Source organism: Methylobrevis albus (genome assembly GCF_015904235.1).
Classification (GTDB): Bacteria; Pseudomonadota; Alphaproteobacteria; order Rhizobiales; family Pleomorphomonadaceae; genus Methylobrevis_A; species Methylobrevis_A albus.
The window spans coordinates 159978-173026 of the sequence record NZ_JADZLT010000056.1; the positions used below are offsets into that span (position 1 = coordinate 159978).

Below are 13049 nucleotides of genomic sequence, written 5' to 3' on the forward strand. Positions count from 1 at the left end.
GGAACGGGCCCGTCGTTCAAAGCCCTCAGAAGACGAAGGCTGGCTCGCGGGCGAAGCCCGGCAGCAGATGCGCGGCGGCGTTCATGATGACGCGGCCGCTGAGGTCGGGGCCGGAGCGGACGTAGAGCATCGCCCGCGCGGAGCCGCCTAGCCCCTCGATCACGACGAGGCGCCCGCCATCCTTCAACTGCGCCGCGATCTTGTCGGGGAACACCTCGACGGCGCCCTCGATGACAATGACGTCGTAGGGACCCTCGGCGGCGAGGCCGTCCTTGAGAGCGCCCTCGACCACGGCGACGTTGTCGAAGCCCAGCGTCTGCAGCACGTCGCCAGCGGTGTTCGCGAGCTCGGTGCTCTCCTCGACGGCGACGACGGAGCTCGCCAGCCGGGCGATCAGCGCGCTCGAGTAGCCGGTGGCGCAGCCGACGTCGAGCACGACGTCCGACGCGCCGATCTCGGCGGCCTGCACCATCTTGGCCAGCACCATCGGCTGCAGCATCGCCCGGCCGCCGGCGAGCACCACGTCGCGGTCGAGATAGGCGAGCGGCTTCAGGCTGGCCGGAACGAAGGCCTCGCGCGGGATCGCCAGCATCGCGGCGATGATGCGATGGTCGGTGACGTCGTTCGGCCGAATCTGGCCGTCGACCATCTTGGTGCGAGCCGCCGCGTAGTCGACCATCAGCGCTGTTCCCCTCGTGCGGGACGGGCGGCGGGCCTGCGGCGCACGACCGCGCCGGACCCCCGCGACGTCACGGTGAGCATGCTCTTCCCATATCGCCGCGCGGGACGGGTGACAAGGCCGGCAAAACGCGGCCCGGACCGCGGCAATCCGGCCTTGTCGCTTGTTTCAACGAAAGATTCCGTCGCGGCGAAACCGGTGGTGACGATCCTGCGTATCGAAGATCACGACGGGCAAGGGGCCCTGGGAGCCGCGAACGGTGGCGGAGGACAGCGAGATGCCGAACGATCGCCCGACCGATAGCCGCGTTTCCGGCGACGCCCCTGTCGTGGTCTGGTTCCGCGATGACCTGCGCCTCGGCGACAATCCGGCCCTTACCGCCGCCCTGCGCACCGAACGGCCGGTGCTGGCGCTGTTCGTGTTCGAGGAAGGGGGCGACGGCCCCCGCCCGATCGGGTCCGCGACGCGCTGGTGGCTGCATCATTCGCTCGCCGAGCTCGGCGCCGACATCGAAAAGCGTGGCGGGCGGCTCGTGCTGCGCCGTGGTCCCGCCCGCGACGTGGTTCCGGCGGTGATCGGCGAGGCGGGTGCCGCCGAGATCCACTGGAACCGCCGTTACGAGGGCGGCGCGATCGCCACGGACAAGGCCCTGCGTGAAGCATTGCTCGCCGAGGGCATCGCGGTGCACAGCCACAACGGCAACCTGATCGCCGAGCCGTGGACCGTGCAGAAGGGCGACGGCGGCTGGTTCAAGGTGTTCACGCCGTTCTGGCGCGCGCTGCGCCAGACCGTCGGCACGCCGCGGGATCCGTACCCGGCGCCGCGCAAGATCAAGGGCTTCGAGGGCGCGCTCGCGTCCGACGATCTCGATGCCTGGGGCCTGCTGCCGACGAAGCCCGACTGGGCCGGCGGCCTGCGCGAGACGTGGGAGCCCGGCGAGGCCGGCGCGCGGCGGCGGCTCGCCGGCTTCCTCGACGACGGCATCGCCCGCTACAAGGCCGAGCGCGACCAGCCGGCCGCGGGGGCGAGTTCGATGCTGTCGCCGCACCTTCGCTTCGGGGAGATCAGCCCCGTATCGATCTGGCATGCCGCGACGGCGCGCAGCGGCCACGACGCGGCGACCGAGAAGTTCCTCTCCGAAATCGGCTGGCGCGAGTTTTCCTACAACCTGCTGTTCCATTTCCCCGATCTGGCGACGCGCAACTTCCAGAGCCGCTTCGACGAGTTTCCCTGGACCAAGGGCGGCGAGGACGACATCGCAGCCTGGCAGCGCGGGCGGACCGGGGTGCCGATCGTCGACGCCGGCATGCGCCAGCTCTGGCAGACCGGCGTGATGCACAACCGGATCCGCATGGTCGCCGCCTCCTACCTCGTCAAGCACCTGCTCGCCGACTGGCGCATCGGCGAGGCGTGGTTCTGGGACACGCTGGTCGATGCCGACATCGCCAACAACCCGGCGAGCTGGCAGTGGGTGGCCGGCTCGGGCGCGGACGCGGCGCCGTACTTCCGGGTGTTCAATCCGGTGCTGCAGGGCCGTAAGTTCGACGCCGACGGCGCCTATGTCCGCCGCTTCGTGCCGGAACTTGCCGGGCTTCCCGATCGTTTCATCCACGCGCCCTGGGAAGCGCCCGCCGACGTGCTGAAGGCCGCCGGCGTGCAGCTCGGCCGCGACTATCCCCACCCGATCGTGCCGCTCGACGAAGGCCGCGACCGCGCACTGCGCGCGTTCGAGGCGCTGCGCGACGCGGCCTGACCCTGACCTCCGACCTTTCGCCGCCAAGAAGGATACGCATGCGCATCGCCGTCATCGGCACCGGTATCGCCGGGAATGCCGCAGCCCTCGGTCTGTCCAAGCACCATGAGGTGGTGCTCTTCGAGACCCGGCATCGTGCCGGCGGCCACAGCGCCACGGTCGACATCAACTACGACGGCGCGATGATCGCGGTCGACACCGGCTTCATCGTCTACAACGAGCTTAACTATCCGCTGCTCACCGCCCTGTTCGCGCATCTCGGCATCAACACCGAATCCAGCGACATGAGCTTCGGCGTCTCGATCGGCCGCGGCCGCACCGAGTGGTCGGGGGCGTCGCTCGCCGCCGTCTTCGCGCAGAAGCGCAACATCGCCCGGCCGCGCTTCCTCTGGATGCTGCGCGAGATCGTGCGCTTCAACCGCCAGTGCCTCGCCGACCTCGACGCCGGCCGCCTCGCCGGCCTGTCGCTCGGCGACTACCTCGCGCAGCGCCGCTTCGGAAGGAGCTTCGTCGAGGACTATCTGGTGCCGATGGGCTCGGCGATCTGGTCGACGCCCGATGCCGCGATGGCGGATTTTCCGGCCGAGAGCTTCGTGCGCTTCTTCCGCAACCATCGCCTCGTGCACTACGAGCGCCCGGTCTGGCGCACGGTGTCGGGCGGCAGCCGCAACTACGTCGAGCGGCTCCTGCATTCGATCGACGCCGAACTCCGGCTCGGCGACGGCGTCGTCGGCGTGCGCCGTGAAGCCGACCACGTCAGTGTCCGCACCCGCTCGGGCCTCGTCGACCGCTTCGACCACGTCGTGTTCGCGTCGCACACCGACCAGACGCTGGCGATGATCGAGAACCCCACAGTCGACGAGATCGGTCTGCTCGGCGCGATCCGCTACCGGCCGAACCAGGTCTATCTCCACCGCGACGTCGCGCTGATGCCGAAGCGCCGCGCGGTCTGGTCGTCGTGGAACTACCTGCGTGAGGAAGAGGGCGGCGCGGCCTCCGTCACCTACTGGATGAACCGGCTGCAGAACCTCTGCCCGAACCGACCGCTGTTCGTCAGCCTCAATCCGGCGACGCCGCCGCGCGACGACCTCACCTTCGGCGTCTTCGAATACGACCACCCGCAGTTCGATGCCGACGCGCTGGCGGCACAGGCGGCGCTGCCGACGATCCAGGGCCGCAACCGCTCGTGGTTCTGCGGCGCCTGGACCGGCTTCGGCTTCCATGAGGACGGGCTGCGCTCGGGTCTCGCCGTCGCCGAGGCGCTCGGCGGCGCCGTGCCGTGGGCGGTGCCGCAAGCCCAGGTCGCGGCCGAGGCGGCCGAATGACGGAACGCATCCCCACCGCGGCCACCGCCAACGGCCCGCCGCCGGACGCTGCCGCCGGGCTCTATGTCGGCCAGGTGATGCACCAGCGGCTGCGCCCCTTCGGCCACCGCTTCGCCTACCGGGTCGCGAACCTCGTCGTCGACCTCGACCGCCTCGGCGACGCGGACCGGCTGTGCCGGCTGTTCTCGGTGGGGCGCTTCAACCTGTTCTCGTTCTCGGAACACGACCACGGGCCGCGCGACGGCAGCAGCCTGCGCGGCTGGATCGACGGTCTGCTCGCCGAGTCCGGGGTCGCCGCGCCGGCGCGGGTGCTGCTCGTCTGCTATCCGCGCGTTCTCGGCTACGTCTTCGACCCGATCTCGGTCTACTTCGCCTACGACGCCGCCGGGGCGGTCGTCGCGGTCGTCTACCAGGTTCACAACACCTTCGGCGAGACGCACACCTATGTCGCGCCGGTGCGGCCGGGCGAAGCCTCGCCCGCCGGCATCCGGCAGGCGCGCGACAAGCTGTTCCACGTCTCGCCCTTCATGCCGATGGACCAGCGCTACGGCTTCAGCCTGCTGCCGCCGGGCGAAGGTATGCGTATCCGGATTCTCGAGACCGACGCCGACGGGCCGATCCTCGCCGCCACCTTCGCCGGCCGCTTCCGGCCGATGACCAGTGCCGGCGTCCTGAAGGTGTTCGCCGCCCTGCCCTTCCAGTCGATCAAGGTCGTCGCCGGCATTCACTACGAGGCGGCGCGGCTCTGGCTGAAGGGGGCCACCTACCACATGCGTCCGGCGCCGCCCGCTCCGGTGAGCCATGCGCCGGCTTCACGGGACGGCGGGCCGTTCCCGCCACGCGAAATCTTGCGCACGAGGCCGCAATCGTGATGACATCCATTGAACTTGCGACCGGTGACGCTGTTTTGGACACGCGGGAAGGGACAACGCCCGGGATCAGGGACAACGAGAGGGAACTCGACGGGGTCAGGGACTTCAGCACCATGATCGAACCGACCGCTTCCATTTCGGCCTACGCCCCTACCCCCGGCGCCTCCCCGGCGATACCGGACACCGACGAGCGACCGCTCCCGGCCGTACTGACCTCCGCCAACGAATCCACGCTTCTCGCCGGGCTGCCCATGCTGGTGCGCCGGGCCGTCAGCCTCGTGCGCGACCTCGAACAGGGTTCGCTCGACGTGACGATGCCGGACGGGCGCAGCTTCCGGATCGAGGGCCGCACTGCCGGGCCGCACGGCGTGCTGGTGGTGCACGACTACCGCGCCGTGCGCCGCATCATGGAGGCCGGCGACATCGGCGTCGCCGAGGGCTTCATGGCCAGCGAATGGTCGAGCCCGGACGTCACCGCCTTCCTCGAACTCTTCGCCGTCAACCGCGCCTTCATGGAGGAGACCCTCGGCCGCCGGCCGCTGGTCAAGCTCTTCATGAAGCTGCGCCACTGGCTGAACGAGAACACGCGCCGCGGCTCGCAGCGCAACATCTCGGCGCACTACGACCTCGGCAACGCGTTCTATTCGGCCTGGCTCGACCGGACGATGACCTACTCGTCGGCCCTGTTCCACGAGGGCGTCGAGGATCTCGCCACCGCGCAGACGGCGAAGTATCGCCATCTCGCCGAGCGCACCGGCATGGAGAGCGGCCATGACGTGCTGGAGATCGGCTGCGGCTGGGGCGGCTTCGCCGAGTTCGCGGCGAAGGAGATCGGCTGCAAGGTCACGGGGCTGACGATCAGCCGCGAGCAGTATGATTTCGCCTGCAAGCGGGTGTTCGAGGCCGGGCTCGCCGACAAGGTCGACATCAAGTTCCAGGACTACCGCGACGAGGCCGGCCGCTACGACCGCGTCGCCTCGATCGAGATGTTCGAGGCGGTCGGCGAGCGCTACTGGCCGACCTATTTCGAGAAGCTGCGCGAGTGCCTGAAGCCGGGCGGCATCGCCGGCATCCAGGTGATCACGATCCAGGACCGCGCCTTCGAGGCCTATCGCCGCGACCCGGACTTCATCCAGCGCTACGTGTTCCCCGGCGGCATGCTGCCCTCGCCCGGCATCCTCGACCGCGTCTCCTCGGCTGCGGGCCTCAACCGGGTCGGCGAGCGGATCTTCGGGCTCGACTATGCCCGCACGCTGGCGCTGTGGCGCGACCGCTTCCGCGAGACCTGGCCGAGCCTCGAGCCGCTCGGCTTCGACGCGCGCTTCAAGCGGCTCTGGGAGTACTACCTCCACTACTGCGAAGCGGGCTTCCGCGCCGGCAACGTCGACGTGCGCCAGATCGTCTATGCCCGCGGCTGACGCGACCGCCGGGCCGACGGCCCGGCGGCTCGCGGCCTACGCCCTGCCCGCCCTGCCGCTCGCGGTGCTGACGCTGCCGCTCTACATCGTCGTGCCGACGCACTACGCCGCCGACCTCGGGCTGTCGCTCGCGGCGGTCGGTCAGGTGCTGCTGTTCGTGCGGCTGTTCGATGCCGTCAGCGATCCGCTGATCGGCTGGGCCGCCGACCGCTACCGGCCGCGCTTCGGCCGGCGGCGGACGTGGTTCGCGGCGTCGATCCCGCTCACCGTGCTCGCCGTCTGGATGGTGTTCGTGCCGCCGGAGGGGGCCGGCATTCTGTGGCTCGGCGTCTGGGCGGCGCTGCTCTCGCTCGGCACCACCGCCAGCCTGATCCCCTACTGGGCGTGGGGCGCGGAACTCGCCACCTCCTATGCCGGCCGCAGCCGCGTCGTCGCCTGGCGCGAGGGCATGGTGGTCGCCGGCACGCTGATCGCCACGGCGGCGCCGGCCGCCGTGCAGGCGCTCGGCGGCTCGCCGACCAGCGGCGGCCTCGTCGCGCTCGCCGGCTTCGTGCTGCTGGTGTTGCCGCCGACGGCGCTCGCCGCGGTGCTGGTGGTGCCGGAGCCGCGCGACTACGGCAAGGCGCGGCTGGGCTTTCGCGACGGGCTCTGGCATCTCCGGCGCAATGCGCCGTTCCTCAGGCTGCTCGCCGCCTTCGTGCTGAACGGTTTCGCCAACGGCCTGCCGGCGACGCTGTTCCTGTTCTACGTCGGCCAGGCGCTCGGCACGCCGGATGCCGCCGGTCCGCTGCTGTTCCTCTATTTCCTTTGCGGCATCGCCGGCATCCCGCTCTGGCTGCTGCTGACGCGGCGGCTGGCGAAGCACCGGGTCTGGTGCGGCGCGATGCTGATGAACTGCGTTGTCTTCGCGCTGGTGCCGCTGGTCGGGCCGGGCGACGTCTGGCTGTTCGCGGCGATCTGCGTCGTCACCGGCGTCGGCCTCGGCGCCGATCTGGTGCTGCCCGCCTCGATGCAGGCCGACGTCATCGACGTCGACACCGCGACGTCGGGCGAACAGCGCACGGGGGTCTACGTCGCCGCCTGGGGCCTCGCGACCAAGCTCGCGCTGGCGCTCGCGGTCGGCCTCGCCTTCCCGCTGCTCGGCGCCGCCGGCTTCGACACCGCGGCGACGACCCAGTCGGCCGGGGCGATCACCATGCTGACCAGCCTCTACGCCCTCGTGCCGGTGGCGGCAAAGCTCGGCGCTGTCGCGCTGATGTGGGGCTATCCGGTGGACGCCGCCGCGCAGGCCGAGCTCCGCGCCCGGATCGAGGCCGGCCGCGCGGCGGACGCCGTCAGCGCTTCGACCAGCCCGTGAAGCGGTTCACGGCCCAGAAGTAGAGCGGATAGGGCAACAGGTTGACGACCTTCAGCCCGTAGGTGAAGCGGCGCGGGAAGGTGATCTCGAAGCCGCCACCTGCGATACCGGCGCGGATGCGCTGCGAGGCGGTCGCCACCGTGACGATGAACGGCATCGGGAACGGATTGTCCGCCGTCGCCGGCGTCTCGACGAAGCCCGGATGCACGACCTGAATGCGGACGCCGAGCTTGTCGAGGTCGAATTTCAGGCTCTCGGCGAGATTGGTGAGGCCGGCCTTGGTGGCGCCGTAGGCCGCCGACGTCGGCAGGCCGCCATAGCCGGTGACGGACGAGACGATCACCAGCTGGCCCCTGCGCCGCGCGCGCATCCGCTGCAGCACCGGCACCAGCGCGTTGACGGTGCCCGACAGGTTCACGTCGAAGGATTTCCGGAACGGCTCGACCTCGAGATCGTCGGCGGTGACCGAGAGGTAGACGCCGGCGTTGAGGATCGCGAGGGCGATCGGCCCGTGCCCGGCCTCGAGCCGCGCGACGATATCGGCCATCGCGGTGGTGTCGGTGACGTCGCCCGGCATCGGCAGGATCTTGCCCGCGGGCGCCTCGGCGGCGAGAGCGGCGAGGTCATCGGCCTTGCGGGCGGTTGCGGCGACGGTCCAGCCGTCGCGGGCGAGGTCCAGCGCCAGCGCCCGGCCGATGCCGCTGCTCGCCCCGGTGATCCAGGCGATGCCGTCGGTCGGCGTGGCGCGGTAGAGGGGCATGGTGGGGCTCCGGGGGTTGGTTGGACTGTGCCGTGCGGCCTTCCCCCCTCCCTGTCCCTCCCCCGCTTCGCAGGAGAGGGGACGAAGGAGGTCAGGGCGTCCGCTTCATCGGCGCTTCGGTTCGGCGAGACGGCTGTGTTGCAAAAGCCTTGTCCCCTATCGTCCCCTCTCCTGCGAAGCGGGGGAGGGACAGGTAGGGGGGAGCCCCAAGGCACGGCGCCGGCAAAATCTCAGCCCGCCCTCATCCCCGGATCAGCGGGTTGAACAGCCGGCCGATCGGGCCGGTCAGGCGCAGCGGGGCGTCGGTGATCGCAAGGCAGATGCAGTCGCCATCGGCGTCGGCGACGGGGCGGTGGTCGACGGTGTCGTCGGCGATGGCGATGTCGCCGGCCTCGTAGTGGCCGATGCCGTCGGCAAAGCCGCCTTCGAGGACGAGCGTCACTTCGGCGCCCTCGTGGGTGTGCACCGGCATCGCCTGGCCGGCACGGATCCACATCAGGCTGGTGCGGCAGCCGTCGAACTCGCCGAGCTTCAGCTCGCGGAAGCCGGGCAGCACCTTCTTCCAGCGCGACGGATCGCTGTCGCCGCCGAGGAAGCGGCGGATCGCGGCCGGCATGCGGGGACGCTCGGACTCCACCTCGGGCTCTGACATCGTCGGAGCGATCGGTGCGTCGTCCTCGCCGAGGTTGAAAATCGCGGCGAGGCGGCGATCGCGGTCGGAAAGGCCGGCCGGCTCGGCCGACTCCAGCGTGCGCCCGGCCATCGCCTCGAGATCGGCGACGAAGCCACGGTTTCGCGTCGAGATTTCCAGATGCGCATCGACGAGCAGCTGCAGCGGCAGCGGCAGCGTCCCGAGGGCATAGCCCGCGAACAGCGCGTCCAATTCGTCGGCCCGGCTCGGCAGCATTCCCGATGATGTCCTGCGTTTCACGTCGATCCCGCCGGTGCACCGCCGCCTTGGGCTGTCATACCGGCATTTAGCGGACTGTACGGCGGCCGGGCAAGATCGGATCACGCCGACGTGCGGTCGCAGCCCTGCCACACGGCAGCCCCGCGCGGAATGCGGATCTGGTTTCCGCCTCAGCCGATCGGCGCAAGGTCCCCGCGCGCCCAGCCGGCCTTGGTCTCGGCGACGAAGTCGGCGTAGCGCCGCGCCTCGATCGCGTCGCGGATGCCCAGCATCAGGCTCTGGTAGTAGGCGACGTTGGCCCAGGTCAGCAGCATCGCGCCCAGCGCCTCGCCGGTGCGCACCAGGTGGTGCAGGTAGGCGCGCGAGTAGTCGCGCAGCGCCGGGCAGTCGCTGGACTCGTCCAGCGGCCGCGGGTCGTCGGCGTGGCGGGCGTTCTTCAGGTTGATCTTGCCGAAACGGGTATAGGCGAGGCCGTGGCGGCCGGCGCGGGTCGGCATCACGCAATCGAACTGGTCGATGCCGCGCGCCACCGATTCGACGATGTCGTCCGGCGTGCCGACGCCCATCAGGTAGCGCGGCTTCGCCTCGGGCAGCAGCGGGCAGACGATGTCGAGCATCGCCAGCATCACTGCCTGCGGCTCGCCGACCGCGAGGCCGCCGACCGAGTAGCCCTCGAACGGCATGGCGGAGAGTTCGCGCGCCGAGGTTGCGCGCAGATCCGCATCGTCGCCGCCCTGGACGATGCCGTAGAGCCCCTGCCCCAGCCCCGGCCCGCCCATCGCCTCGAACTTCTGCCGCGAGCGCGCCGCCCAGCGCAGCGACAGCCGCATCGCCCGGTCGATCTCCGCGCGGCTCGCCGGCAGGCGCAGGCACTCGTCGAGCTGCATCTGGATGTCGGAACCCAGCAGGCCCTGGATCTCGATCGAGCGTTCCGGCGACATTTCGTGCTTGGAGCCGTCGATGTGGCTCTGGAAGGTGACGCCCTGTTCGGTGAGCTTGCGGATCTGCGCCAGCGACATGACCTGGAAGCCGCCGGAATCGGTCAGGATCGTGTGCGGCCAGTTGGCGAACCTGTGCAGCCCGCCGAGCTTCGCCACCCGCTCCGCCGTCGGGCGCAGCATCAGGTGGTAGGTGTTGCCGAGCACGACGTCGGCGCCGGTGGCGCGCACGTCGTCCATGAACATCGCCTTCACCGTGCCCTGCGTTCCGACCGGCATGAACGCCGGCGTGCGCACCACGCCATGCGGCGTCGTGATCGTGCCGCGGCGGGCGCGGCCATCGGTGGCGAGCAGGTCGAAGGCAAAGGGTGCGGTCATCGGGTCTTGGGTATCCGCTGGTCAGGATTTGCGGGCGGGGAACAGCAGCGAGGCATCGCCGTAGGAGTAGAAGCGGTAGCCGTCCGCGATCGCATGGGCATAGGCCGCCCGCATCGTCTCCAGCCCGGCGAAAGCCGACACCAGCATGAACAGCGTCGAGCGCGGCAGGTGGAAGTTGGTCATCAGCGCGTCGACGGCCCGGAAACGATAGCCCGGCGTGATGAAGATATCGGTCGCCGCGGCATAGGCGCCGATCACGCCGTCCTCGCCCGTGGCGCTCTCGAGCAGCCGCAGGCTGGTGGTGCCGACGGAGACGATCCGCCCGCCGCGGGCGCGAACCGCGTTGAGTTCGGCCGCGGTCTCGGCCGAGACGTGGCCGATTTCGGCGTGCATGCGGTGATCGGCGGTGTCGTCGGCCTTCACGGGCAGGAAGGTGCCGGCGCCGACGTGCAGCGTCACGAAGTGGCGCGAGACGCCGCGGGCGTCCAGCGCCGCGATCAGCTCGGGCGTGAAGTGCAGCCCCGCGGTCGGGGCGGCGACGGCGCCCTCCTCGCGGGCGTAGACGGTCTGATAGTCCTGCCGGTCGGCGTCGTCCTCGGGCCGGCGGGCGGCGATATAGGGCGGCAGCGGGATGTGGCCGACGGTGCCGAGCGCCGCGTCGAGATGCGGGCCGGCGAGGTCGAAGGCGAACTCGGTCTCGCCTGCCTCGCCCTTATCCGTCACGGTCGCGTAGAGCCGCCCGGCGAGGCAGGTGCCGTCCGCCGCGATGCCGAAGCGGACGCGGTCGCCGAGGGCGAGCTTGCGCGAACCCTTGACGAAGGCGCGCCAGCGATCGGGCGCGACGCGCATGTGCAGCGTCGCGGAAATCACCGGCCCCGGCTCCTCGCCGCGCCAGCGCACGCCTTCGAGCTGCGCCGGGATCACGCGGGTGTCGTTGAACACCAGCGCATCACCGGGGCGGAGCTCGTCCGGCAGGTCGCGCACGCCGCGATCGCTCAGGGCTTCGCCCGGCCGCACCACCAGCATGCGCGCCGCATCGCGCGGCCGCGCCGGTCGCAGCGCGATCCGCTCGGGCGGCAGGTCGAAATCGAAGATGTCCACGCGCACGGGCGTCGATGTCCTTGTCGGTTTGCGGGCGGGCGCAGGCGGCGCTTGATACACCGGGCGGGATGGGGGCGAAAGCGGGGTGTTCGGTTGCGGCGGGGCCGTTACCCCTCCCGACCCCGCCTCCGGCGGGGCACCCCTGCTCCAGGGCCACGTGTCTCCTCCGCCTGCGAAGCAGCCCCACAAGGGGAGGGATTCGCCTGCAAAAACCGAGCAAGGGAAACATCCCTCCCCCTCGTGGGGAGGGTGGCCCGGCGGAGCCGGGTCGGGAGGGGTAACGGCCTATCCTAGTTCTCAAATCCTCGTTGTCGCCTTGTCCCTACCCCAACACCCGCAACCGTGCCGGCACCTCGGCCAGCGCCGCCTCGTCCACGTTCGCAACCGCAATCCGCACGAACTGCTCCTGCCCCGGGCCGAACCAGCTGCCCGGCAGGCAGAGCAGGCCGGCCTCGCGAGCGAGGCGCTCGGTGACCACCTCGGCCGGCAGGTCGAAGGGATGGCGCACGAAGGCGAAATAGGCGCCGAGCGAGCCGATGGTCCAGTCGGGTGCCGCCTGCATCGCAGCGACGAAGGCGTCGCGGCGGCGGCCGATGGTGGCGCGGCTCGCCGCGCGCCAGTCGGCGAGACCCGGCATCGCCGCGGCGAGGCCCGCCTGGGCGGCGCGCGGCGCGCAGATCTGGATGCAGTCGAGCACCTTGGCGATCTCGGCGATGGTGCGCGCATCCGCGACCACGGCGCCCAGCCGGTGGCCGGGAATCGCGAAGGCCTTGGAGAAACTGTAGAGCTGCACCACCGTGCCGCGCCAGACGGGCGCCGTGAACAGGTCGTGCGGCGCGCCGGCGTCCGGCCCGAGGAAATCGCGATAGGTCTCGTCGAGCACGAGGGCGATGCCCGTTTCGGCGCAGAGCTCGGCAAAGGCGCGGATGGTGGCGGGCGGGTAGATCGCGCCGGTCGGGTTGTTCGGCGTCACCAGCACGATCGCCCGGGTGCGCGGCCCGATCAGCGCGCGCGCACCCTCCGGCGCCGGCACGAAGCCGTGCTCGAGGCGCGCCGGCAGCGGCACGGCGCCGATGCCGAGCATGTCCAGCGTCATCTTGTGGTTGAAGTACCACGGCACCGGCAGCAGTACCTCGTCGCCGGCGCGCGCCAGCGCGATCATCGTCGCGAAGAAGGCCTGGTTGCAGCCGGCGGTGATCGCGACGTCGGCGATGTTCGGCGCCACCGCGCCGCCGCCGTAGATCGTTGCCATCTCGGAAATGAGCGCCGCGCGCAACGCCGGGTCGCCGACGATCGGCCCGTAGGTCGCCCCGCCCGGCTCCCCGGCGGCCTTCGCCAGCGCGGCGAGCAGCGCGGGCGCCGGCGGATCACCGGGCACGGCCTGCGAGAGATTGATCAGCGGCCCTTGCCCGCCGCCGTAGCCGGCGATCCAGGCCTGCGCGGCAGGGATCGGCGGCGCGTCGGTGCCGGCGACGAGCGGATTGACGAAATGGCTCGCAGTCCGGACGCTGATGGTCATCGTACTGGTCTCCCAAGGCCTACGAAACCCATGTCAAGC

Annotated in this window: 11 protein-coding genes; 5 read left to right on the top strand and 6 right to left on the bottom strand. The window is 70.8% G+C overall.

Annotated elements, in window-relative coordinates; all coding sequences use genetic code 11:
• Nucleotides 1–25 precede the first annotated feature (25 nt).
• Complete coding sequence (locus tag I5731_RS18165) at nt 26–679, bottom strand: protein-L-isoaspartate O-methyltransferase family protein (protein WP_197312830.1); 654 nt, start codon at nt 677–679, stop codon at nt 26–28.
• Between the two features lie 277 nt (nt 680–956).
• Here I5731_RS18165 and I5731_RS18170 point away from each other — a divergent pair, with 277 nt between their 5' ends.
• The 5 genes from I5731_RS18170 (at nt 957) to I5731_RS18190 (ending at nt 7404) form a co-directional block, all read left to right on the top strand.
• On the top strand, nt 957–2432 hold the full coding sequence (locus I5731_RS18170; protein ID WP_197312831.1) for a cryptochrome/photolyase family protein: 1476 nt from the start codon (nt 957–959) through the stop codon (nt 2430–2432).
• Between the two features lie 38 nt (nt 2433–2470).
• Nucleotides 2471–3757 carry an NAD(P)/FAD-dependent oxidoreductase gene (locus I5731_RS18175; protein WP_197312832.1) on the top strand — a complete coding sequence of 429 codons (1287 nt, stop codon included), beginning with the start codon at nt 2471–2473 and terminating at the stop codon, nt 3755–3757.
• A complete protein-coding gene (locus I5731_RS18180; RefSeq protein WP_197312833.1) occupies nt 3754–4629 on the top strand; it encodes a DUF1365 domain-containing protein in 876 nt (291 codons plus the stop codon). Before I5731_RS18175 ends, I5731_RS18180 begins: the two co-directional genes overlap by 4 nt.
• Before the next feature lie 251 nt (nt 4630–4880).
• The gene (locus I5731_RS18185; RefSeq protein ID WP_235981933.1) at nt 4881–6047 is read left to right on the top strand and encodes an SAM-dependent methyltransferase; all 1167 of its coding nucleotides are present in this window, start codon (nt 4881–4883) and stop codon (nt 6045–6047) included.
• Nucleotides 6034–7404, top strand: a complete 1371-nt coding sequence (locus I5731_RS18190) for an MFS transporter (protein WP_197312835.1) — start codon at nt 6034–6036, stop codon at nt 7402–7404. Before I5731_RS18185 ends, I5731_RS18190 begins: the two co-directional genes overlap by 14 nt.
• Here I5731_RS18190 and I5731_RS18195 read toward each other — a convergent pair.
• The 5 genes from I5731_RS18195 to I5731_RS18215 form a co-directional block, all read right to left on the bottom strand.
• Nucleotides 7382–8164: an SDR family NAD(P)-dependent oxidoreductase gene (locus tag I5731_RS18195; RefSeq protein WP_197312836.1), complete on the bottom strand. Its 783-nt coding sequence runs from the start codon at nt 8162–8164 to the stop codon at nt 7382–7384. The two genes, I5731_RS18190 and I5731_RS18195, sit on opposite strands and share 23 nt — an antisense overlap.
• A 241-nt stretch (nt 8165–8405) precedes the next feature.
• The gene (locus I5731_RS18200) at nt 8406–9071 is read right to left on the bottom strand and encodes a ChrR family anti-sigma-E factor (protein ID WP_197312837.1); all 666 of its coding nucleotides are present in this window, start codon (nt 9069–9071) and stop codon (nt 8406–8408) included.
• A gap of 173 nt (nt 9072–9244) precedes the next feature.
• Nucleotides 9245–10390, bottom strand: a complete 1146-nt coding sequence (gene tgt, locus I5731_RS18205; RefSeq protein ID WP_197312838.1) for a tRNA guanosine(34) transglycosylase Tgt — start codon at nt 10388–10390, stop codon at nt 9245–9247.
• A 21-nt stretch (nt 10391–10411) separates the two neighbouring features.
• Entirely contained in the window at nt 10412–11497 is a 1086-nt protein-coding gene (queA, locus tag I5731_RS18210) for a tRNA preQ1(34) S-adenosylmethionine ribosyltransferase-isomerase QueA (RefSeq protein WP_197312839.1), read from the bottom strand.
• A 316-nt stretch (nt 11498–11813) separates the two neighbouring features.
• Nucleotides 11814–13010, bottom strand: coding sequence for an aminotransferase (locus I5731_RS18215; protein ID WP_197312840.1), 1197 nt, complete (start codon nt 13008–13010; stop codon nt 11814–11816).
• Nucleotides 13011–13049 lie beyond the last annotated feature (39 nt).

What these genes read in the sequence shown, in the direction of transcription:
- I5731_RS18185 (WP_235981933.1), top strand. Translation starts at nt 4,881, where the DNA reads ATGCTGGTGCGCCGGGCCGTCAGCCTCGTGCGCGACCTCGAACAGGGT.
- I5731_RS18190 (WP_197312835.1), top strand. Translation starts at nt 6,034, where the DNA reads ATGCCCGCGGCTGACGCGACCGCCGGGCCGACGGCCCGGCGGCTCGCG.
- I5731_RS18215 (WP_197312840.1), bottom strand. Translation starts at nt 13,010, where the DNA reads ATGACCATCAGCGTCCGGACTGCGAGCCATTTCGTCAATCCGCTCGTC.
- I5731_RS18175 (WP_197312832.1), top strand. Translation starts at nt 2,471, where the DNA reads ATGCGCATCGCCGTCATCGGCACCGGTATCGCCGGGAATGCCGCAGCC.
- I5731_RS18180 (WP_197312833.1), top strand. Translation starts at nt 3,754, where the DNA reads ATGACGGAACGCATCCCCACCGCGGCCACCGCCAACGGCCCGCCGCCG.
- tgt (WP_197312838.1), bottom strand. Translation starts at nt 10,390, where the DNA reads ATGACCGCACCCTTTGCCTTCGACCTGCTCGCCACCGATGGCCGCGCC.
- I5731_RS18195 (WP_197312836.1), bottom strand. Translation starts at nt 8,164, where the DNA reads ATGCCCCTCTACCGCGCCACGCCGACCGACGGCATCGCCTGGATCACC.
- I5731_RS18170 (WP_197312831.1), top strand. Translation starts at nt 957, where the DNA reads ATGCCGAACGATCGCCCGACCGATAGCCGCGTTTCCGGCGACGCCCCT.
- I5731_RS18200 (WP_197312837.1), bottom strand. Translation starts at nt 9,071, where the DNA reads ATGCTGCCGAGCCGGGCCGACGAATTGGACGCGCTGTTCGCGGGCTAT.
- I5731_RS18165 (WP_197312830.1), bottom strand. Translation starts at nt 679, where the DNA reads ATGGTCGACTACGCGGCGGCTCGCACCAAGATGGTCGACGGCCAGATT.